Genomic DNA, 20,463 nt, shown 5'->3' with positions numbered 1-20,463 from the left:
ATGACGGCGAACGGTTGTCGGTAATTGCTGGCCGGGGCAGCGCCGCATTGAACCGTTGGATGGCCAGCCCCCATCGATTCTGTTGTGACGTCTCTAGGCGCTCTCCAACCCCTCGCAGATACTGGCTGCCATGGCGTCAACTTTTGCTCGTCGCTATCTCGATTTCAATCGATTTGCCTCCACCTGTGCTTCGCGACCTGCATTCGGCTCTACGGCCACGAAGACAATTTATACCAATGCCTAGCCGCGGTTACTTTCGATAGATTGACAATCAACAGTATTTTCAATGTTGGCACATCGGAGCGCTATTTACATCTAATATCAAATATGCCTAAACAAATGGCAGGTGACGTCTTCGTCACCTGCCATCGTTTGGTTGTGAACTGCGGTCTGTGTGGTGCCGTAGGGCGCCTTCAGACCGCTAGTCCGAACCCTCAACAAGTCGGAATCTAGTGCCAGATGGGTCTATTGGCAACCACCTGGACATTCTCCCATGTCTAATGACGAGCTGTACAACCCCGGTGAAAAGGCTCCCACATCGGGGCAATACGAGATCACCGGGCCCCGCGGTGGTGGTACGGGCATTGAACGTACCGTGACCAAGGGCGAGCCTCTGCCCCCTCCCCTGGAGTCGGGTCAGAAGTACCGGCTGACCGACCCTACGAAAACTAGGTAAGGTCTTGGGCGGCGGCTCCGGCCGTCGCCCTCCAGCGATCAAAGGGCATTCCATGCTTGAACATGAATATACCGTGCTCGGCGGGGTGAGCCGTGCGCGCATTGGGCATTATCTGGGCGTCATGTCCAGCATCGTTTCTGCAGGAGTAGTGTTTGTTTTCCTGTGGGCGGTCGATCTCGCCAAAACATTCGGCATCTCCCCCAACGTGCCGCCATCGGTGCTTTCCTTGCTAGGCGCTGGCACTGTTTTCATCGTTCTCTATTGGGTTCTTGATCGCTTTGCCTGGCGGTGGGGCCTGCTATCCAATGTTCTCAAAGTTCCCAATCTTTCGGGCGATTGGGATTGCGATGGTCAGACACTCAATCCCGATGGCACGCCCGGCATCCAATGGAAAGCTAAGATAACGATCATCCAGAGTTGGGACAGAATCCGTGTCCGCCTGAAGACTGCGCAGTCTGGATCGAACAGCACCAGCGCAGCGCTCATTCATGACGAGGCCGACGGCTATCGGCTTTTCTATGGCTACAAGAACGACCCGAACATTGGCGAGATCGAGCTGAAAAGTCACCGCGGCTCGGCCGAGATTACTTTCGGCAAGGATCTGCGATCCGGTAAGGGCGAATATTTCAACGGATATGGCCGCTACACGTTCGGCCAGATGAACCTCACGAGGCTCTAAACATGCCCACTGATATCAACAAACGACTAGCCCAACTGAAGACGCGCCGACGCGGGACCGACCGGCTGGGTCGGCTGAGTGAGGCTGCCCAGTCAGCCATTGTCGCTAAAAGCTTCGGTGACGAGAAATGGCAGACCAGAGCGGCGAGCCAGCCGTTTACTCGGTATGCGCTTGGCGCCATGGAAGAGGTCGGACCCGAATACACCAGGATCAGCATCGAAACTGCAGAGCGTGTCGGAAAGCAGTTGGATGAGAAGCTGAGCGCTGCCGGTTGGACTGTGGAATTCCGACTCCAAGGCTCTGTCCCCCTGAACGTCCACATCAGGGGCGTCAGCGATGTCGATCTGCTGAATCTCGAACTCGGCTTTTTCTCGTACTATGTGGCAGGCCTCAAAGCGCGATCTGGTCATTACACATCTCCAAGCCAAGACAAGTCCGTTGACCGCTTGTTGCGTTTGCGCAAAGAGGCCGAAAAGATCCTTATTGCCGCCTACCCAGCCGCCGACGTTGACGTCTCCGGCGGCAAAGCCATCGCGATTTCCGGCGGCTCGCTTGCGCGGCCAGTCGACGTCGTACCGTCGCATTGGGTCGACACAATTGACTACCAGTCGTCAAACATCGAGCGCGATCGCGGCGTGACGATTTTGAACAAAAAAGTTCCCGAGACGATCGACAACTTGCCATTTTTGCATATTGGCCGCGTGCACGACCGGGATCAAAATGAGGCTCATGGCGGCCTGAAGAAGGCTATCCGTCTATGTAAGAATGTCAAAAATGACGCCATAGAGGATGGTAAGACGGTCAATCTTCCGAGCTTCGACATAGCGGCAATCATGTACCATGCGGACCAGGCAGCCTTGCGTACAGGCGTGTTCTACGAGCTCGCTGTACTTGCCGAAACGCAGCGGTTTTTGGACAGATTGTGGCAGGACAAAACCTTTGCACGAACGTTATCCGTGCCAGATGGGTCGCGCCGTATTTTTGACAGCGAAAGCAAGTTCGGCGGGCTTCTTACGCTTTCGTTGGAGATGAATGAACTTGCGCGCCAAGTCGCGCGTGAGCAAAACCTCACCTTGCGGTATCAAGAGTCGATCCCATTGGAAGACAGCCGAAAAGCAATCTCAGGCGTCTTTGTCCCAGGCTAGAGAGAGTATAGCCGTTCCGCCAAGGGCGCTTCTTGGGTGGACGGGGAGCGCGAGGGGCGGGGCAGCGCCTCTCTCGCTTGGCCATGGCCGGGTCGATACCCTGAAGGACATTCCGGACGCAAAAAGCCTGTGGCATCGCCGCCCCGACCTTAGATGGCGGTCCGCACCTACTCGACGGCGATTGCCAAGCTTTTCGCCCCGAAACCTGAACGCGTCTTGCACGCCGAGAAGAAATCCCGCTGCGCTGCGAATGCCGGCAAAGTTTGGAAAGCGCGTTCTACAGCTTTCGCCCTGGCATCGTCATCCCGCATCAGTTCGTAGATGTCGGCTTTCGACAGGCGTGCGAGGAAGGCTCCCTCCGGCGTCCACAGAGGCGCATCTCCAGCCCCACCGATTGCGACGGCATCTGCAATGCGTTCTCGGCCGGTTCATGGGGGGCGATCGCGGCGTTGAGGTTCGCGGCAGTCACCATCGCCACCCGCGGGCAGAGGAGTGGTCAGGCCGAGCATCCTCAAGCACTATGCCGACAGGCCGAGAACCGGCTGCCACAACACGGGTCCGTTCAAACGTCCCCTCCAGCGGACGCGCATGAGGCTGGCGTGGGAAACCTCGAGAGAACCGGCGACCGCCTCCGTGGTGCCGACCGCCTTCGGCTGCCCGATGCGGGCCAACGGCCACGTTGCGAGACGCAGGATCCGCTCCATGCGCGTATCCGTCACTGTCACAATCCGATCGAGTTCGTTGGCCAAGCCGAATTCGATCATGCCAGCGAAGAGCTCGTAGGTTGCTTGGGCTAGCCCGCCAGCCTTGGGTGTTGATGCAGGCAGATCCAGTGCGAAACGACTGCTCTCCCACACGCGGGTACTCGCTGGCGCTGCGGTCTCACCTAGCAGCATCGGAAAGGTGTCGCGCAACATTGTCGGCCCCGTTGTCGGCAAAAAACGGACGCAACCGCGAATGCGCCAGTCGGATCCTTTGAGAAGGAGATAGACGGGGTTGAGGCCGTCATATGCGTCTGTCTCCATCTCCTCTGCGGTCTGAACATCCCATTCCAGCCTTTCCTTAAAAACCCGATGCCTCAGTCCGTACATTTCCTTGAGCTCGCTTGAAAACTCATCGTAGAGCTCAGGTGTAATTAGCTGCATCATTTGTCGCCTCCGTGCGAGATGTGTTTCCGTCATCGAAGAGCAAAGCCGACACTGATGCAGCCTGTAGACCTTTACAGGTATCCAAAGAAAGGAATCACGATCTCGACTGACGGGAAGCAGCCAGCCGTGCTACAGCCTGGTTGATGGTTCTCACACCAAGTTTTGCCTTGGCGTTTTCCAGATGGAAGGTCACGGTGCGTTTGGAAACGCTGAGAATCTGGCTGATATCCCAGGCCGACTTGCCGTCCGCCGCCCATTTCAAGCATTCGAATTCTCGGGGGGGCAGGACTACGCCATCCACCGCGCAGTCTTCGGCGAGCCTGCGCCGGGCATATATATGAAAGCTGATCGCCACCAGCTGCAATGCTTTTTCGTAACGTGTCAATGACCGCAAGAGAGGCGGACAGGACTGGTCGGAAGCGAAGGTCAGCGCAGCAAAGCGGCCGCGATGGTCGTGCATCGACATGGTCAATCCGCCACGAATGCCAAATCGAGCTGCTTCTTCCAGAACTCGTTGCTGTGAAGCCGCGAGATGTTGCCGAGGCCGATCCACACCCCAATCAAAGGTGTCCCAGCCTTGGAGCCCGCGCAGGATGACCGGATCATGGCTGTGGTAGCGCAATTGCATATAGCGAGATGTCCAGGAGGACGGATAATTTGAAATCAAGCGCGGCTTCTGGCAGGAGGCCGACGGGCAACTGAAATAGGCGAAGAGCGGAAAGTCGAATGCGGCCGCGGCAGAGGCCATTGCCTCACACAGATCGACAGCATCGACGCTTTCGGAGAGTTGCTCGAGGAAATCTTCAAACACGCGATGCATCTGCGCTTTGCATAACCTCCGTGCCGTTGCTCGATCGCAGGCGGAGACCTTTGGTTTAAATGCTTGGCGATCGAGAAAACGTGTGCGAGCTCGTCAGTTTGATCGCCGGCATTGCTCTGCTATTTTGGTTGATGAGGCTGTTTGTGTGGCGACTCAGCGCCGCGAGCGTCTAATTTGTTGCACCAATTGGTGACATTCCTATGTTGTCGATCAGCCGTATGTCGCCGAGCCATGCCGCGACGAGCAAGCGTGCTGGTCGGTCAAGGCTCGTCAGCGGTTGCAGATCCGCCTCGTCGCGAAGTTCCAGATATTCGACTTCGCGATAGCCTGCAGCCAGAATTGCAGCGCGCGCTTCGGCTAGAATGGGCAGGACAGGAGAGCCGCGCGCAAGCCGGTGCGCCACCCCGAGCAAGACCGCTACCAACTTTGGGGCAATGGCGCGCTGTGCTGGCGAGAGCCGAAGATTGCGCGAGGATAGTGCAAGACCATCGGCTTCGCGGACTGTCGGACAGGCCAGGACGGTGATTGGAATGTCCAGGTCCCGAACCACGCGCCTGACCAGCTGAAGCTGCTGAAAGTCCTTTTCGCCAAAACAGGCCAAGTCAGCGCCGGACTGCAGGAAGAGCTTGGCAACCACCGTCGCCACGCCATCGAAATGGCCCGGCCGGAAGCCGCCGCACAGGCCCTCGCTGATGCCGGACACCGAAACGGTCGTGGCGAAGCCTGGCGGATACATCTGCTGAGCATCCGGCACATAGAGCAAATGCGCGCCCAGCGGAGCGAGCTTTGCAGCATCTTCGTTTTCCGTACGAGGATAGGCTGCGAGGTCGGCTGCACTGTTGAATTGCTTGGGGTTGACGAACAGCGTCACCACGACCCGATCGGCCTTCTGAAGCGCCGCACGCACGAGACTCAGATGGCCTTCATGAAAGGCCCCCATGGTCGGCACAAGGGCGATACTGGCGCCTGAGCGACGCCATCGCGCGGCAACAGCGCGGAGCTCGGCAACGGTTCGAACGATCGGCACGCTCATATGACGTCTCCGGTCTTCTGGTCGTTGGTGTAGAGATGTTGCGCCGCCGGAAAGCACCGTCTCCTCACGTCAGCGGCATAAGCCGCAATCGCTGCATCGGCCTGTTCGCCTAGTTCGGCGTAGCGCTTGACGAATTTCGGCCGGAAGGAGCTGAAAAGCCCGAGCATATCGTCGCTCACCAGAATCTGGCCGTCGCAGGCGAGTGAGGCGCCGATGCCAATGGTTGGGACGGCGATCTCCGCAGTGATGCGCTTTGCGAGGGGCTCGGGCACTTTCTCCAGCACCACGCAGAAGGCGCCGGCCTCCGTAACCGCACTGGCATCGCGCCTGATGCGCTCGGCATCGTCTCCCCGCCCCTGGACGCGGTAGCCACCGAAAGTATTGACCGCCTGCGGCGTTAGACCGACATGGGCCATGACAGGGACGCCGCGGGCGCCGAGGAAGCGAATGGTCTCGGCCATTTTCTCACCGCCTTCGAGCTTCACAGCTGCACAACCAGTCTGCGCCATCAGGCGCGCAGCGTTGCGGAAGGCCTGCTCGGGGCTCTCTTCATAGGAACCGAATGGCAGGTCTACAACCATTAACGACCGTACCAGACCGCGGCGCACCGCCCGACCGTGCATGATCATCATGTCGAGAGTGACACCCAGGGTCGACCAGAGGCCGTGCAGTACCATGCCGACGCTGTCGCCAACGAGAACGATGTCGCAGTGGGGATCAACCAATCTGGCGATCGGCGTCGTATAGGCCGTTAGGCAGACGAGTGGAGTCTGGCCCTTCCGCATTCGAACATCCGGCGGTGTCATCGCCTTTGTCTCACCAGTTGCGCTCACTCGACGCATCCTTCCCTAGCGTTACCCGCCGCGGGTGTCGCGTTTGGCATATTTTTGTGCGAGTGCGAAGAGCTAAAAAAGACGTCCAGCTGTGCGGTGTTGACGTTCGTGCAGCAACGCTTAAATTCAATCGATTCAATCACCCTGCATTTGGGGCCGACTCATTATCGCGAACATGGACCATCAGGCAAAAGGAACCAGAAAAGGCCGAGCTGCGGTCAAGGCCGACGAAGCAAAAGTGGACCTGATCGCCGTTGTCGTCGCGGTAAACGACAGTGAACCCTGTCTTCTCACCATCGGGAACGCGGACACGCTTCCGTCCGGACCATATGCGCTAGAGCATCGATCGCTGCAATCCGGTCTGAGGGGCTGGGTGGAGCAACAGACCGGCCACCCGCTGGGGTACATCGAGCAGCTCTACACCTTCGCCGATCGGGACCGCATAGGGGCCGAGCGCCAGGAACGCGCCATCTCAATCAGCTATCTGGCACTCACTCGGAAGGACCAGGCAACGGGCTCCACCAACTGTGGGTGGCGGAGTTGGTACGAGTATTTTCCCTGGGAGGACCATCGCTCCGGCACGCCCGTGGTGCTCGAGATTTTACGACCACGCCTGATCGAGTGGGCTGACGGAGCCAGCGACGCGACTACGCGACGCGAACGCCGGCAGCGCGCCGCGATTGCCTTCGCTTTCGACGACCGCAATTGGAACGAGGAACTCACGCTTCAACGCTATGAGTTGCTCTATGAATCTGCCCTGATCGAAGAGGCTGGTGGCGGACGGGATGTCGCGCCTGCGGTATCTGGCAAGGCAATGATCGCCGACCATCGGCGGATCCTGGCGACCGGCATTGCGCGGCTACGTTCTAAGATCAAGTACCGGCCGGTGGTGTTCGAGCTCATGAGGCCGTCGTTCACGCTGCTTCAGCTGCAGCGGACCGTGGAGGCGCTCGCCGGGAGGCTCATCAACAAGCCGAACTTCCGAAGACTTGTCGAGCAGCAAGAGCTGGTCGAGGAAACTGGCGAGACCTCCCTCGAGACGGGCGGGCGGCCGGCAAAGCTCTATCGGTTCCGCCATGCCGTTCTCGACGACAGGGCTGTGGCCGGGACAAAATTGCCGCTCGCGCGGGCTTGACATACTTATAGTCAAGGTAGACATATTCCCCTTATTGTCAGATCGAATATAATCGGAGGCGCTGATGACTGGGGCGTTACCTACGGCTGCGTCCCTGTACGAGCGTGTCCGACGGGTGATCCCGCCGGTCGAATGGCCGGCCTTTACCAGCGACATTGAAGCCATCCTGGCGCTGAAGCGTGATCGCAATGCGGTTATCCTTGCGCACAATTACCAAACGCCGGAGATCTTCCACTGCGTGGCCGACATTGTCGGCGACAGCCTCGCACTGGCCCGCAAGGCGGCTACGGTCGAGGCGCACATCATCGTGGTTGCCGGCGTGCATTTCATGGCCGAGACGGCCAAGCTGCTCAATCCGAACAAGATCGTCCTCATCCCGGATCTCGGCGCCGGTTGCTCGCTGGCCGATTCGATAACGGCACAAGACGTGCGGCTGATGCGCCAGCGCTATCCGGGGGTCCCGGTTGTCACCTACGTCAACACTTCGGCGGCTGTAAAAGCGGAGTCGGACATCTGCTGCACCTCGGGCAACGCCAGGGCGGTTGTGGAATCGCTCGGCGTGCCGCGTGTGATCATGGTGCCCGATGAGTATCTGGCGAAAAACGTGGCGGCGCAGACGGAGGTCGAGATCATCGCCTGGAAGGGCCACTGCGAAGTGCATGAGCGATTCACGTCGGCCGACATCCGGGAACTGCGCGATGCGCATCCAGGGGTCATCGTGCTCGCCCATCCCGAATGCCCGCCAGAGATTGTAGCAGAGGCGGAATTCTCCGGCTCGACCGCGGCCATGTTGGAATATGTCGAGCGGGAGAAACCACCGCGCGTCGTCCTGCTAACAGAATGTTCGATGAGCGACAATGTCGCGGTCGCGCATCCCGAGATCGAGTTCGTCCGCCCCTGCAATCTGTGTCCGCACATGAAGCGCATCACGCTGGCTAACATTCGCGTCGCACTCGAGCAGAACCGGCATGAGGTTCGGATCGATTCCGGGATTGCAGGGCGCGCGCGCCGCTCGGTCGAGCGTATGCTTTCCATATGAGCCTCGACGTGCATGACATCGGCGGGGCGCCGGTCATCATCGGCGCCGGTTTGGCAGGCCTGATGACGGCGCTTCATCTGGCGCCCGAACCGGTTGTGCTTCTGTCCAATGCGGGGCTGGGAGCCGGAGCCTGCAGCGAACTCGCCCAAGGCGGTCTTGCGGCAAGTGTCGGCGGCGAGGACAGTCCCGAACTTCATCTTTGTGACACCCTCGCAGCCGGCGACGGCCTCTGCGACGTGACGACGGTGCGGCGAACGGTCCAAGCTGCACCCGAAGCGATCAGGACACTAGAACGCTTCGGTGTGGCATTCGACCGACGCGCTGACGGCGCGTTGCGGCTTGGACTTGAAGCGGCGCACTCGCAGCCGCGGATCGTGCATGCGGCGGGCGATGCCACGGGTCGCGAGCTGGTCCGCGCGCTGATCGCCGCGGCACGGCGCACAGCCTCCATCACTATCCTGGAGAACGTGGAGGCCCGCCGGCTTATCGTGGAAGACGGGGCGATCATCGCCGTGGTCGCGGCCGGGTGCACGGGCGCAATCGCGTTGCCAACGCGTCGCGCTGTCCTGGCGACCGGCGGCATTGGCGGCTTGTTTAGCGATACGACAAACCCGCCTGGCTCATGTGGACAGGGGCTCGCCCTCGCCGCCTGTGCCGGGGCGGAGTTCGCCGACCTGGAATTCGTGCAGTTCCACCCGACCGCACTCGAGGGTCCGCGGCGGCCGATGCCGCTGGTGAGCGAAGCAGTGCGTGGCGAGGGTGCTGTGCTCGTTGACGAGCAAGGAGAGCGTTTCCTCGCTGAAACCGCAGGGGGCGAGCTTGCGCCTCGCGACGTGGTTGCGCGCGCGGTTTGGCACCAACTCGCTGTCGGGCGCCGTGTGTTCCTGGACGCAAGGCAATGTCTGGGCCTCGGATTTGACAAGCGCTTTCCGGCAATCGCCGATTTGTGCCGCCAGGCCGGCATCGATCCCGCGACCGACCTGATCCCGGTGCGTCCGGCGGCACATTATCACATGGGCGGTGTTGCTGTAGACGCTGCCGGCCGCAGCTCCATCGAGGGACTGTGGGCATGTGGCGAGGTCGCATGCACCGGTCTGCACGGCGCGAACCGACTCGCCAGCAACTCGCTTATGGAAGCGGCGGTCACAGCGAGCTGGGTTGCTGAAAGCGTCGCCAACGTATCACACACCCGGCGACCGCGCGTGTGTTCCGCATTCGTGCCCAAACGGCCAAATGCCTCCGGCATCCGCCCAATCGTTTCCGCTGCACTCGGCATCATCCGCGATGGCGAGACGCTACGCGACGTGGTCGCGACTCTGTTGCCGATTGCAGCTCACGACAGCGCTGCCTCCGACCCCGCCTTGGTCGCGCTGATGATCGCCATAGCGGCCCTGCGGCGCGAAGAGAGCCGCGGCTCGCACTGTCGTTCCGATTTCCCCGGACGCGATGCGCACGCGCGCCAGTCACGGCTGACACTGCGTAGCGCAATACAGACCGCCATCGGACTCAGCTGGCGGGCACCGATACGGAGCACCCTGACATGAATTCGTTCTCACCCCTTCCCTCAACCCTGATCGAGCCAATCGTGCGCGGTGCTCTTCTCGAAGACCTTGGCAGATGCGGCGATCTGACCAGCGACGCCGTGATCCCGCGTGATCGCACGGCCACGTTGGTGCTCAAGTCGCGACAGACGGGGATCGTTGCCGGGCTCGATCTGGCCGCCTTCGCCTTCATGCTCGTCGAACCCGCGATCGACATGCAAATCTGGCGTGCTGACGGCAGCGATGTCGCGGGGGGCGAGATTATCGCCATGCTGTGCGGACCGGCGCGAGGCCTGCTCACGGCCGAACGCACGGCACTCAATTTTCTGTGCCGTCTGAGCGGCATTGCCACGGCCACGGCGGCTATGGTCGAAGCCGTGCGTGGCCACAAGGCGAGGATCGTGTGCACGCGAAAGACGACGCCCGGCCTGCGGGCTCTGGAGAAATATGCGGTACGCGTCGGCGGCGGCGCCAATCACCGCTTCGGGCTCGACGACGCCGTGCTGATCAAGGACAACCACATCGCGATCGCCGGCGACATTCGCACGGCAATAGAGCGGGCGCGCGCCGCCGCAGGGCACATGGTGAAGATCGAGGTCGAGGTCGACACTCTTGAGCAGCTCGATACAGCGCTCACGCTGGGCGTCGACGCAGTGCTGCTCGACAATATGTCGGTTGAGGACCTTGCCCGCGCCGTGGCAATGGTCGGTGGCCGCGCCATCACCGAGGCTTCCGGCCGGGTGACACCGAAAATGGCTCCGGCGATTGCCGCGACAGGAGTTGACCTCATCTCGGTTGGATGGCTGACACACAGCGCGCCCATTCTCGACATTGGCCTGGACATGCCGTGTCGCGGGAACATCAGCACTCATTTGAACTAAGGGAAACATGAACTAAGGGAAACACAATGAGGAGCAAGGCGCGCGCGGCTGCATGCGCAGACGAGACGCTGGAAAAGCACGCTTCATGCAGCTCACCTCCATACCCGGATCCCGGTATTGCGCTCACCGACGAGCCTATCGGAAGGGGCTCGCCACTGGACGGACTCGTGAGTGCGCTCGCTGATCAGCAACAGAGGTTTTTTGACGATGACGACGGGAATGAACGAGGAGTGCGGCTCGAACTGTGCCACGCAGTCGATGGAGGCAGCACTGCCCCGATGGAACCGCAAAGAGGCCGAGGCTATATACGGCATGCCGTTCAACGATCTGCTCTTCCTGGCCCAGACCATCCATCGCCAGAACTTCGATCGCAACCGGGTGCAGCTGTCGCGGCTGCTTAGCATCAAGACCGGCGGATGCCCGGAGGATTGCGGCTATTGCAGCCAGTCTGCGCATCACGAAACCGGCCTGAAGGCATCGAAGCTGATGGAGGTCAAACATGTCATCGAGGAGGCGACCAAGGCACGAGATGCTGGCGCAACCCGCTATTGCATGGGTGCTGCCTGGCGCAGTCCGAGGGACCGCGACATGGACGCTGTGCTCGCCATGATCGAAGGCGTGAAGGCGCTTGGCATGGAGACCTGCATGACGCTCGGCATGCTCGACCTCAGCCAGGCGCAACGCCTGAAAGCGGCTGGTCTCGACTATTACAACCACAACCTCGACACGTCCGCGCGCTATTACGGCAAGGTCGTTTCGACCAGGACCTTTGCCGACCGGCTCGAAACGCTTGGGCGGGTGCGCGAGGCTGGGATCAAGGTCTGCTGCGGCGGCATTGTCGGGATGGGAGAGGAAAAAGCCGATCGCATCGACATGCTGGTAACGCTGGCGAACCTGCCCGAGCCGCCGGAAAGCGTGCCCATCAACATGCTGATCCCCATCAGGGGGACGCCGCTTGCCGATGCCGAGCCCATCGAACCGATCGATTTCGTCCGCACCATTGCGCTCGCCCGCATCATGATGCCGAAGTCCTCTGTAAGGCTCTCCGCCGGCAGGACGGCGATGAGCGACGAGACCCAGGCGCTGTGCTTCTTTGCCGGGGCGAATTCCGTGTTTGTTGGCGACACGCTGCTGACAGCGGACAATCCAGGCGAGGACAAGGATACTCGTTTATTTAGACGTCTCGGCATCGAACCGATGCAATGCGAGGCGAAATGAACCAGCCACCGCTCGCCCGCTATGAAGCCACCTTGCAGGGGCTGGCCCGCAAGGACCGGCTGCGCACATTGTCGCCGCGGGTCGGGTTGGACTTCTCCTCCAACGACTATCTCGGGTTTGCCGCCTCGAAGAGACTTGGCGACGCAGTCGCGGCCGCAATCCAGCGGGGCACCCCGGTCGGCGCTACCGGATCGCGGCTTCTGCGCGGCAACGCGCCGGAGCATGAGCAATTGGAGGCAGATGCGGCGGCGTTCTTCGGGGCCGAACGGGCGCTGTTCTTCAGCAGCGGCTATGTCGCCAACTTCGCCCTGCTGAGCACCCTGGTGAAAAAAGGCGACCTGCTGATCCTCGATGCACTGGCGCATGCCAGCATGCATGAAGGGGCGCGGGCTGGACGCGCCGAGTTCAGGATGGTGGCGCACAATGACATTGATGCTTTTGAGGACGCGATCAGGTGCTGGCGCGCCGAAGGCGGCATCGGGCGCATCTGGATCGGGGTCGAGAGCCTGTACAGCATGGATGGCGACCGCGCGCCAATGGAGAGCCTGGTCGAGCTTGCCGATCGGCGCGATGCATTCATACTGGTCGACGAGGCACATGCCACCGGGGTCTGGGGATCGGCGGGCCGCGGGCTGGCCGCGTCGTTCGAGGGCCGCGACAACATCATGGCCCTTCATACATGCGGCAAGGCGCTGGGTGCATCCGGCGCGCTCGTCACCGGGCCGGGAGTACTGTGCGACTATATCGTCAATCGCTGCCGGCCGTTTATCTACGCCACCGCGCCATCGCCGCTCATGGCAGCGGCGGCGCGCGAAGCGCTCGCAATGCTGGTCGACGAGCCGATGCGCCGTATTCGGTTGCACGAGCACGTTGCCTTTGCAGGCCGGCAACTGGCCGAGCGTTGCGGAGCCAAGCCCAGCGGTTCGCAGATCCAGCCATTTGTCATTGGGGAGGTGACGCGCACAATGGCGATCGCGGCGGCTCTGCAGGCCCGCGGCTTCGACATACGCGGCATTCGTCCGCCGACCGTGCCGGAAGGTAGCTCACGGCTGCGCATTTCGCTGACGCTCAATGTCGGCAAGGCTGACATTTCGGCCATGGTCGAGACGCTTGCCGAAGTGTTGGCCACGGCATGAGCAAGCGTTTCGTGGTCACCGGAACAGATACGGGAATTGGCAAGACGGTTTTTGCCGCGGGGCTGGCAGGCCTCCTCGACGGCTTCTACTGGAAGCCGGTGCAATCGGGTCTCGATGAGGAAACCGACAGTGAGGTGGTCGAACGGCTCGCTGGCCTGCCATCCGGTCGCGTGCTGCCCGAGGCTCACCGCTTGAGGAGCCCGCTGTCGCCGCACTGTTCAGCCGAAATCGACGGTGTCTCGATCGAGGCTGCCGATCTTGCATTTCCGGTCCTGCCCACACCGCTCGTCATCGAAGGGGCTGGCGGACTGATGGTGCCGATCAACCGACAGACAAGATTCATCGACATCTTCGCTGAATGGCGGCTGCCGGTGATCCTATGCGCCCGCACCGAGCTTGGCACGATCAACCACACTTTGCTGTCCATCGAAGCCCTGCGGGTTCGCTCCATCCCGCTGATCGGCGTTGCCTTCGTCGGTGAAGAGGCGGCTGATACGCAAAGGACAATCACCGAATTGGGCGCGGTGCGTCAGCTCGGCAGACTGCCACTTCTCGCTCCGCTCACGCGCGAAACTCTGCGAAGGGCGATGATTGCCGGCTTCGACCTCGCCCAGATTGCCGAAGGCGAGTGATGTCGGGGTCGCGCGTGTGGCATCCATTCACCCAGCATGCGATCGAGCCGCCCATGCCGGCCGTTATCCGCACCGAGGGAGCTTGGCTCCAGACGAATGACGGAAGGCATATCCTCGATGCAATCTCCTCCTGGTGGGTGGTCACTCACGGCCACCGCCAACCGCGGATCATGGAAGCGATCCGGATTGCGACCGAGATGCTTGACCAGGTGATCTTCGCCGGCCTGACCCATCAGCCGGCTGAGCAATTGGCCTCTGCGCTGATCGAAATGGTGCCGCCAGGCCTCGACTGGGTCTTTTACTCCGACAGCGGCTCTACCTGCGTTGAAGTGGCGCTGAAGATGGCGCTCGGCTATTTCCGCAACATCGGCGCGCCGCGCTCGGGCATCGTCGCGATGGAACACAGCTATCATGGCGACACGATCGGCACGATGAGCGTCGGCGCCCGGGGCGTGTTCAATGCCGCCTATGAACCACTGTTGTTCGAGGTCGACACCATTCCTTTTCCGGCCGCGGGGCGCGAGCAGGAAACGCTGGATCGTTTCGAGGCCTTGTCTCGCGACCGCCGCGCCGCCGCGCTGATCATCGAGCCGCTTGTGCTTGGCGCCGGCGGCATGCTGATGTATCCGGCCTGGGTTCTGACCGAATTGAAGAGGATCGCTGAGGCCTACGGCACGCTCTTGATCGCCGACGAGGTGATGACCGGCTGGGGACGCACCGGAACCATGTTCGCCTGCGAGCAGGCGTCCATCTCTCCGGATATCCTGTGCACCTCGAAGGGCTTGACCGGCGGTGCCGTCCCGCTGGCGGCCACGCTTGCCACCGATGCCATCTTCCAGGCCCACTATTCCGAGGACCGCAAGAAGACGTTTTTCCACTCAAGTTCCTACACCGCCAATCCGATTGCCTGTGCGGCGGCACTTGCCAATGTCGAGGTCTGGCGGAACGAGCCTGTCGCCGAGCGGGTCGCGGCCTTGAGCGCGAAACAGGCCACTGGCCTGCAACGCTTCCGAAACAATCCCTTCTTCGCCGACAGCCGAGCGAACGGCACGATCCTCGCTCTCGATCTGCGCACCGGCTCGGCCGGCTATCTGGCCGAGATCGGACCCAAACTGCGCGCTTTTTTCCTCGAGCGTGGCATGCTGGTGCGCCCGCTCGGCAATGTGCTCTATCTGCTTCCGCCCTACTGCATCACCGGCGAGGAGCTGGACTGGCTCTATGGCGCCATCGAGGAGGCCGGCGAACGCTTCGGCTCACGGTCATGAGCCGGTCGTCGCGCATACTGGGCTTCGGTCATCATGCGCCGGCGCGCAAGGTCGACAATGCGGAAATCGAAGATCGTCTCGGGCTCGAACCCGGCTGGATCGAGCGGCGCACCGGAATCCGTTCGCGCTTCTGGGCAACGGGTGAAGATACATTGTCGGGCCTTGCCGCGCGGGCCGGCGACATGGCGCTGGCAAATGCCGGTGTCGACCGTGACAATATCGGCCTGCTGGTGCTCGCGACGTCTACGCCCGACCACCTTCTGCCGCCCAGTGCACCGCTGGTCGCACATCGGCTCGGACTGGGTCACGCCGGTGCTGTTGACCTGACAGGCGCCTGCGCCGGCTTCATCTATGCCCTGATGTTCGCGGACGGATACACCCGCCTGCATGGCAAAGCGAGCCTGGTCATTGCCGCCAACATCCTCAGCCGCCGCATCAATCCGGCCGAGCGCGCAAGCGCGGTGCTGTTTGCCGATGCCGCCGGCGCCGTGGTGGTTGTCCCGTGCGAAGAGCCGGATCGAGGCATCCTCGGCGCCGCGCTGGCCTCGGACGGCTCGCGCCACGGACTGATAAAGATTCCCGCCGGCGGAAGCAACACACCGTTCCACGACGGGCTGGAGCTCGAGCAGACCTGGATGACGATCGCCGACGGCCGCGAAGTGTTCGCCAAGGCCGTGGAGATGATGTCTCGCTGCTCGCAGGATGCCCTCTCTGCTGCCCGAATGGGATCGCAAGACATCGACCGGTTCGTGCCACACCAGGCCAATGCTCGGATTTTCGATGCGGTCGGCAGGGTTCTCGGAATAGAAGATGAAGCGATCGTCAAGACGATCGCGGACTACGGCAACTCTTCCGCCGCGACCATCCCGCTCTCGCTCTCGCTTTCGCATCGGGCACAGCCGTTTCGGCCCGGTGAAAAGATTCTTCTTGCGGCAGCCGGTGCCGGTCTCAGCGGAGGCGCCCTCATCATAGGAATTTAGCCGCACGGCGGTCATGCACAGGGGTGGTCAGGGATGACACCAGCAAACGGGTCTGCCAAAAAAAGGCCGCCGGCAAGCTTCACGGGCGCTGGCGCGGTGACGCGAGAGCGATCAAAGTTGCAGGCGATTCTGTCGATCAGCATAATCGGCAATACTGTCATGCCGGAAGGGTTGTCGGCGCCAGCCTGGGAGCGGAGCGGCTCATAGACAGCTTCCTCGTTCGACGAGTCATCCTGGTCGATAGGCAGGTCCTTCTGATGCATAGATCAACATTGTAGCGGCAGCAGTGCAGCCGAGAATTTGAATAAGAGGCCCCTCAAAGGCATCATCATGCAGTCCGAAAAGAATACCCATCTGCCTGCCTCAACAACGCTCGCTCCCTTTCGAAACCGGGTGTTTCGCTCGATCTGGATAGCCACACAAATATCCAGCCTCGGCTGGCTCGTGCAAACGGTGGCTATCAGTTGGCTGATGGCCACGATTTCTGCTTCGGATCTGATGGTTGCACTTGTGCAGGCTGCATCCACCTTGCCTGTATTCCTCCTTTCGATCCTGGCAGGAGCCATCGCCGATAACTTCAGCCGCCGATGGGTGATGTTTGCGGGACACTGCCTGATAGCCTTGGCGTCAACGACGCTGATGATTTCTGTGGGGCTCGGATTTGCCGGTCCCTGGCTAATCCTCGGATTGGGTTTCCTGGCCGGCTGCGGCTTTGCCTTGAATGATCCGGCCTGGCACGCTTCTGTTGGCGATATCCTTCACAAAAGGGACATCCCGGCCGCGGTCACCCTCATGTCGGTCGGATATAACATTGTGCGCAGCCTCGGTCCGGCCTTGGGGGGCATGGTCTTGGCGTTCTTTGGACCGCTGGCCGCTTTCGCCTTGGCAGCCTTAAGTGATCTGGCGCCGCTAACCGCAATATGGCGTACTCGATGGGATGTTCGCACTTCCCCTCTCCCTCGTGAACGAATGACGATGGCAATTCATGACGGAGTGCGCTTCACGGTGATGTCCCTGGAGATCAGGGCAGCAATTGCTCGTGCGACCCTTTTCGGCCTGGCAAGCATCTCCATCCTTGCATTGCTGCCTCTGCTTGTCCGGGACCAGCTGAAAAGCGGACCCATCATCTACGGCATCTTGCTGGCCGGCTTCGGGATGGGTGCTTTCATCGCGGGCATGAGCAATAGCTTTCTGAGGCGGGTCACGTCTCAAAACAGGCTGGTGTCCTTCGCCTCCGTCGCTTGTGCAGCATGTTGCCTTTCGCTTGCACTCACATCATCGATCCCTGTGGCGGCGATTTCGCTGGCACTTGGCGGCGCGGGTTGGCTCATCACCTGGACTGGCATCGACGTGTCGGTGCAGCTGGCAAGCCCCAGGTGGGTGGTCGGCCGCACACTGTCGATCTACTACGCGTTGAGCGCAGGTGGGATGGCCGCTGGCAGCTGGATCTGGGGTACTGTCGCACAGAACTACTCCTTAGGCTGGGCTTTGGAGGGCGCCGCAGGCGCTCTGTTGCTGGTTGCAGCTGCGGGAATACTGTTTCCGGTCGGTCCATGGGAGGAAACGGATCAGGAAAGTTCGGATTTTCGGCCGCCGGAGCTGGCACTCGAGTTGAAGCCCAGAAGTGGACCCATAGTGGTGAAGGTGGAATATCGTATATCCGAAGAGGATATCGAGACCTTTCTGGGCTACATGCGCGCAAGGCGGCATGTTCAGAGCCGTGCCGGTGCGCGAAACTGGACACTGCAGCGAAATCTTCAAACGCCATCAATTTGGACAGAGACATTCCGCACTCCAACCTGGATGGATTTTCTTCGCCTGAATCATCGGCTCACGGCAGCGGATAAGGAAATCGGTGATCATCTCCTGTCACTGCATGATGGGGAGCGTCCGCCTCACACAGTGCTTTCCATCGAACGCACGACTGAGGCAGCTCGTACCCGTTCCCCGACACTTTTTTCTCGCCCTCCGAGATGACGTGATACAAGAGCGATCGCACTTGGCGCCAGTCGGAGTTCGAGGACCGTGAAGGCCCCAGGCAGTACACGAGCTGATGCGGCCGGCGCTCTCTTGAGAATTGCACCGCGTGTCGAGGCCGGGGAACTGCGCTCTGGTCGTTCCGCCAGGCGGCGCGAGACGGCAAGAAGCGCATGGGTCTTGAGTGGTGGGGATCGCCGGCAGCGCCCTTCGGCGGGCAGTCAGCCAGTTGTGCGGCCCGGATGGCCGGCAAGAGGATCCGACTCGCTCCAGGCAGGCGCTGGGCCAGCCAGAACCGGGGGCTGTTCGAGCCCAAGCGTTTCGAATTGGCGCACGCATGGCCTCGAGCTTTCAGCGCCGGAGATGGTGGCCAGACAGAGATTTGACGCCCTTGAAGGGCGGCCCCGCGGAACGAGAACGCGTTCAGTATCATTGCTGCGCTCTTTGGGCGGCTTGCCTTTCGCGATGTTCGAACGCGTCGGTGAAGCTATCGAGTTCTTGGTGGGTCATCCCAAGCGCGCGCCCCTCCTCACGCCATGTGGCGACCGCCCTCTCGACTTCTGCGAGGATCGTCTTCGCTCGATCGGTCTTGATCCGGAAATAGGCAGTGACGGACATCAACGCGTCGATCGTCGCTTCCGGTCCGGTTTCCTCCGATACCCAGGTTTTCAGTTCTCGCACCCGCTCTGGGAACGGGTTGATGTCGAAGGCAGGCGCCAAGCGCCATTGCCCGCGATGCACATGGATAAAGCCGTGATTGTGGAGGTGGTCATCGACATTGGTGATAAGGATTGAGAAGGCGATGCGCCGCCAAAGTTCTTCTATATTGGCCGCTGGCTGGCTGCCGTGCTGACGGAGCACATCCACGAGTTCAGTATAGCTATGCTCGCCAGCGTCGCCTGACTCCGCGGCGATCATGGTGGCGGCGGAGACATACATAAGCCGATTTCCGTTCGGGGTCCGATCGAAGCGCCGGATGAGCGCGACTGGAGCGCCGTCGCTGTCGAGCAAACGTGTCTCGGCAGCCTCCACGCCGGCTTTTTTGGCCAGAATCATGGCGAGCACTTCGCCTTTTGTGACAGATCGATCATCGGCAATGCTCGGAAACTTACCTATAGCGAGGCGTCCGTCATCATCGACGACAGAGCATTTCGGACGAAGTCCCCCAAGGGACGTGCCACGTCCACGCAAATAGGCGAGATCCGCTGCCGTTTCGGTGTTCGTCTCGACGGCGTGTGTGGCCGCGAGGAGTTGACCGACTTCAATGAGCGGCGGCGTGGTGCGTCGACCCTCCTCGGTCTTCCTTTGATAACTCCCTGCTTCGTCCTTCAACCGGAGCGCACCAATGCGGCTCATGTCGTCCACTGCCAAGAGGTAATCCATAGCGTTCAGAGGCGGCGTTTCAGCGACATTCCCAGCCCGGCGCGCCTCTTGGCGACGCTTGGCGTGGTCGCGCTGGATGACACGCCGGCCCCATCCGTCCGGCTCGGTGTCGGCGATCGCGTTGTGGAACACCGATCCGTCGCCGGTCTTTCGATGAAACTGAGGGCCGGTAACGAGTGGCAGACCGGGTTCGATCGAGAAGCCTTCCGCTGCTCTCAGCCAACCTGCATCGTATTCAAACGCAGCGCCTTCACGCGCACCCTGCTGATCATAGCGCAACGTGCCCAGTGGCGTCGCTTCCTCGCCGAGGTGAACAGCAATAGAACGTCTCATATTGCACCGGGCGGCCTACGCACCCTTACCCTTTTGGGCAAACGTTCGGCATCGAGGAGCAGGCCTTGTTCGTCGCGCTGGGGGTCGACGATCTTAGTCAGAGCCTCGTCAAAGCCCAGAACAAAAAAGGTCATGGCGTAAGCACCCATAGCAACTGTCGGGTCTCCTTTTTCGATCTTCAGATAGGTGCTCTTTGCGATGCCCAGTCGTTCCGCCATCATCATCACGGTCAGGCTGCGTTTTTTGCGGGCGAGCGCAATGTCGGTGCCCAGCTTGACAAGCGCCCGCTTGACTCTGGGGGGCAATGTGTCGGTCACCGTCGAGCGCATCTTTGTCTCATAAAAACGACCTTAACTTATTTTAGGTCTTTTATATAAACCCAAATCTGGGATCTGTCGAGAGTAGGCCAGATAGCTGTCGGTCCCCAAAGGGTATTGGCGCTGCCACCAGACGCGCCAATCTCGTGAGCATGCATCCACCCAATCCGCATTCGCCAGATAAGCTGCACAGGGTGTCAACTTTGCCCCGGAATTCGCCGCTGCAAAACGGAACGGGCCATGCTTGACTCGATTCCGGTTGCGCGCCGGAAGCACAGAGCAGCCACGCACG

The 20,463-nt window shown here is 61.0% G+C and carries 19 protein-coding genes; 12 read left to right on the top strand and 7 right to left on the bottom strand.

Annotated features, from left to right (window positions below; translation table 11 throughout):
* Positions 1-728: 728 nt before the first annotated feature.
* Positions 729-1,355, top strand: a complete 627-nt coding sequence (locus tag M729_RS0124005; protein ID WP_027163118.1) for a hypothetical protein — start codon at positions 729-731, stop codon at positions 1,353-1,355.
* Between the two features lie 2 nt (positions 1,356-1,357).
* Positions 1,358-2,500: a lipoprotein gene (locus M729_RS0124000; protein ID WP_027163117.1), complete on the top strand. Its 1,143-nt coding sequence runs from the start codon at positions 1,358-1,360 to the stop codon at positions 2,498-2,500.
* Positions 2,501-3,018: 518 nt separating this feature from the next.
* Here the strand turns inward: M729_RS0124000 and M729_RS0123990 are convergent.
* The 4 genes from M729_RS0123990 to panB form a co-directional block, all read right to left on the bottom strand.
* Entirely contained in the window at positions 3,019-3,648 is a 630-nt protein-coding gene (locus tag M729_RS0123990) for an acyl-homoserine-lactone synthase (protein ID WP_027163116.1), read from the bottom strand.
* A 94-nt stretch (positions 3,649-3,742) separates the two neighbouring features.
* Positions 3,743-4,468 carry a LuxR family transcriptional regulator gene (locus tag M729_RS0123985; protein WP_027163115.1) on the bottom strand — a complete coding sequence of 242 codons (726 nt, stop codon included), beginning with the start codon at positions 4,466-4,468 and terminating at the stop codon, positions 3,743-3,745.
* Positions 4,469-4,637: 169 nt separating this feature from the next.
* Complete coding sequence (gene panC / locus M729_RS0123975; RefSeq protein ID WP_027163114.1) at positions 4,638-5,501, bottom strand: pantoate--beta-alanine ligase; 864 nt, start codon at positions 5,499-5,501, stop codon at positions 4,638-4,640.
* A complete protein-coding gene (gene panB, locus M729_RS0123970; RefSeq protein WP_027163113.1) occupies positions 5,498-6,334 on the bottom strand; it encodes a 3-methyl-2-oxobutanoate hydroxymethyltransferase in 837 nt (278 codons plus the stop codon). The genes panC and panB overlap by 4 nt, the downstream gene beginning before the upstream one ends.
* 175 nt (positions 6,335-6,509) lie before the next feature.
* On the opposite strand from panB, the gene M729_RS0123965 reads away from it, so the two are divergent.
* The 9 genes from M729_RS0123965 to M729_RS0123925 all read left to right on the top strand — a co-directional run bounded on the left by M729_RS0123965 (position 6,510) and on the right by M729_RS0123925 (position 16,161).
* Entirely contained in the window at positions 6,510-7,469 is a 960-nt protein-coding gene (locus M729_RS0123965; RefSeq protein WP_027163112.1) for a membrane protein, read from the top strand.
* A gap of 64 nt (positions 7,470-7,533) precedes the next feature.
* Positions 7,534-8,508 (top strand): quinolinate synthase NadA, encoded by a 975-nt coding sequence (nadA, locus tag M729_RS0123960; RefSeq protein WP_027163111.1) that lies wholly within the window; start codon positions 7,534-7,536, stop codon positions 8,506-8,508.
* Positions 8,505-10,052, top strand: a complete 1,548-nt coding sequence (locus M729_RS0123955) for an L-aspartate oxidase (RefSeq protein ID WP_027163110.1) — start codon at positions 8,505-8,507, stop codon at positions 10,050-10,052. The genes nadA and M729_RS0123955 overlap by 4 nt, the downstream gene beginning before the upstream one ends.
* Positions 10,049-10,930 carry a carboxylating nicotinate-nucleotide diphosphorylase gene (nadC, locus tag M729_RS0123950; RefSeq protein ID WP_027163109.1) on the top strand — a complete coding sequence of 294 codons (882 nt, stop codon included), beginning with the start codon at positions 10,049-10,051 and terminating at the stop codon, positions 10,928-10,930. The genes M729_RS0123955 and nadC overlap by 4 nt, the downstream gene beginning before the upstream one ends.
* Before the next feature lie 207 nt (positions 10,931-11,137).
* A complete protein-coding gene (gene bioB, locus M729_RS0123945) occupies positions 11,138-12,148 on the top strand; it encodes a biotin synthase BioB (protein WP_027163108.1) in 1,011 nt (336 codons plus the stop codon).
* A complete protein-coding gene (locus tag M729_RS0123940) occupies positions 12,145-13,284 on the top strand; it encodes an 8-amino-7-oxononanoate synthase (RefSeq protein WP_027163107.1) in 1,140 nt (379 codons plus the stop codon). Before bioB ends, M729_RS0123940 begins: the two co-directional genes overlap by 4 nt.
* On the top strand, positions 13,281-13,916 hold the full coding sequence (gene bioD / locus M729_RS0123935) for a dethiobiotin synthase (protein WP_027163106.1): 636 nt from the start codon (positions 13,281-13,283) through the stop codon (positions 13,914-13,916). Before M729_RS0123940 ends, bioD begins: the two co-directional genes overlap by 4 nt.
* Positions 13,916-15,181 (top strand): adenosylmethionine--8-amino-7-oxononanoate transaminase, encoded by a 1,266-nt coding sequence (locus tag M729_RS0123930; protein WP_027163105.1) that lies wholly within the window; start codon positions 13,916-13,918, stop codon positions 15,179-15,181. The genes bioD and M729_RS0123930 overlap by 1 nt, the downstream gene beginning before the upstream one ends.
* Positions 15,178-16,161 (top strand): beta-ketoacyl-ACP synthase III, encoded by a 984-nt coding sequence (locus tag M729_RS0123925; protein WP_027163104.1) that lies wholly within the window; start codon positions 15,178-15,180, stop codon positions 16,159-16,161. Before M729_RS0123930 ends, M729_RS0123925 begins: the two co-directional genes overlap by 4 nt.
* 11 nt (positions 16,162-16,172) lie before the next feature.
* Here M729_RS0123925 and M729_RS0123920 read toward each other — a convergent pair whose 3' ends face one another.
* A complete protein-coding gene (locus tag M729_RS0123920) occupies positions 16,173-16,424 on the bottom strand; it encodes a hypothetical protein (protein WP_027163103.1) in 252 nt (83 codons plus the stop codon).
* Positions 16,425-16,491: 67 nt separating this feature from the next.
* Between M729_RS0123920 and M729_RS0123915 the strand changes: the two genes are divergently transcribed.
* Positions 16,492-18,138: an MFS transporter gene (locus tag M729_RS0123915; protein ID WP_027163102.1), complete on the top strand. Its 1,647-nt coding sequence runs from the start codon at positions 16,492-16,494 to the stop codon at positions 18,136-18,138.
* A gap of 429 nt (positions 18,139-18,567) precedes the next feature.
* Here the strand turns inward: M729_RS0123915 and M729_RS0123910 are convergent, their stop codons facing one another.
* Both M729_RS0123910 and M729_RS0123905 read right to left on the bottom strand, forming a co-directional pair.
* Entirely contained in the window at positions 18,568-19,854 is a 1,287-nt protein-coding gene (locus M729_RS0123910) for a type II toxin-antitoxin system HipA family toxin (protein WP_027163101.1), read from the bottom strand.
* Positions 19,851-20,183, bottom strand: a complete 333-nt coding sequence (locus M729_RS0123905; protein ID WP_027163100.1) for a helix-turn-helix transcriptional regulator — start codon at positions 20,181-20,183, stop codon at positions 19,851-19,853. Before M729_RS0123905 ends, M729_RS0123910 begins: the two co-directional genes overlap by 4 nt.
* Between the last annotated feature and the right edge of the window lie 280 nt (positions 20,184-20,463).

This window comes from Mesorhizobium sp. WSM1293, from assembly GCF_000513875.1.
Classification (GTDB): Bacteria; Pseudomonadota; Alphaproteobacteria; order Rhizobiales; family Rhizobiaceae; genus Mesorhizobium; species Mesorhizobium ciceri.
Note: the sequence above shows the minus strand (reverse complement) of the source record. Positions and strands in the feature narration are given on the sequence as shown.

What these genes read in the sequence shown, in the direction of transcription:
- M729_RS0124005 (WP_027163118.1), top strand. Translation starts at nt 729, where the DNA reads ATGCTTGAACATGAATATACCGTGCTCGGCGGGGTGAGCCGTGCGCGC.
- M729_RS0124000 (WP_027163117.1), top strand. Translation starts at nt 1,358, where the DNA reads ATGCCCACTGATATCAACAAACGACTAGCCCAACTGAAGACGCGCCGA.
- M729_RS0123990 (WP_027163116.1), bottom strand. Translation starts at nt 3,648, where the DNA reads ATGATGCAGCTAATTACACCTGAGCTCTACGATGAGTTTTCAAGCGAG.
- M729_RS0123985 (WP_027163115.1), bottom strand. Translation starts at nt 4,468, where the DNA reads ATGCATCGCGTGTTTGAAGATTTCCTCGAGCAACTCTCCGAAAGCGTC.
- panC (WP_027163114.1), bottom strand. Translation starts at nt 5,501, where the DNA reads ATGAGCGTGCCGATCGTTCGAACCGTTGCCGAGCTCCGCGCTGTTGCC.
- M729_RS0123965 (WP_027163112.1), top strand. Translation starts at nt 6,510, where the DNA reads ATGGACCATCAGGCAAAAGGAACCAGAAAAGGCCGAGCTGCGGTCAAG.
- nadA (WP_027163111.1), top strand. Translation starts at nt 7,534, where the DNA reads ATGACTGGGGCGTTACCTACGGCTGCGTCCCTGTACGAGCGTGTCCGA.
- M729_RS0123955 (WP_027163110.1), top strand. Translation starts at nt 8,505, where the DNA reads ATGAGCCTCGACGTGCATGACATCGGCGGGGCGCCGGTCATCATCGGC.
- nadC (WP_027163109.1), top strand. Translation starts at nt 10,049, where the DNA reads ATGAATTCGTTCTCACCCCTTCCCTCAACCCTGATCGAGCCAATCGTG.
- bioB (WP_027163108.1), top strand. Translation starts at nt 11,138, where the DNA reads ATGACGACGGGAATGAACGAGGAGTGCGGCTCGAACTGTGCCACGCAG.
- M729_RS0123940 (WP_027163107.1), top strand. Translation starts at nt 12,145, where the DNA reads ATGAACCAGCCACCGCTCGCCCGCTATGAAGCCACCTTGCAGGGGCTG.
- bioD (WP_027163106.1), top strand. Translation starts at nt 13,281, where the DNA reads ATGAGCAAGCGTTTCGTGGTCACCGGAACAGATACGGGAATTGGCAAG.
- M729_RS0123930 (WP_027163105.1), top strand. Translation starts at nt 13,916, where the DNA reads ATGTCGGGGTCGCGCGTGTGGCATCCATTCACCCAGCATGCGATCGAG.
- M729_RS0123925 (WP_027163104.1), top strand. Translation starts at nt 15,178, where the DNA reads ATGAGCCGGTCGTCGCGCATACTGGGCTTCGGTCATCATGCGCCGGCG.
- M729_RS0123920 (WP_027163103.1), bottom strand. Translation starts at nt 16,424, where the DNA reads ATGCATCAGAAGGACCTGCCTATCGACCAGGATGACTCGTCGAACGAG.
- M729_RS0123915 (WP_027163102.1), top strand. Translation starts at nt 16,492, where the DNA reads ATGCAGTCCGAAAAGAATACCCATCTGCCTGCCTCAACAACGCTCGCT.
- M729_RS0123910 (WP_027163101.1), bottom strand. Translation starts at nt 19,854, where the DNA reads ATGAGACGTTCTATTGCTGTTCACCTCGGCGAGGAAGCGACGCCACTG.
- M729_RS0123905 (WP_027163100.1), bottom strand. Translation starts at nt 20,183, where the DNA reads ATGCGCTCGACGGTGACCGACACATTGCCCCCCAGAGTCAAGCGGGCG.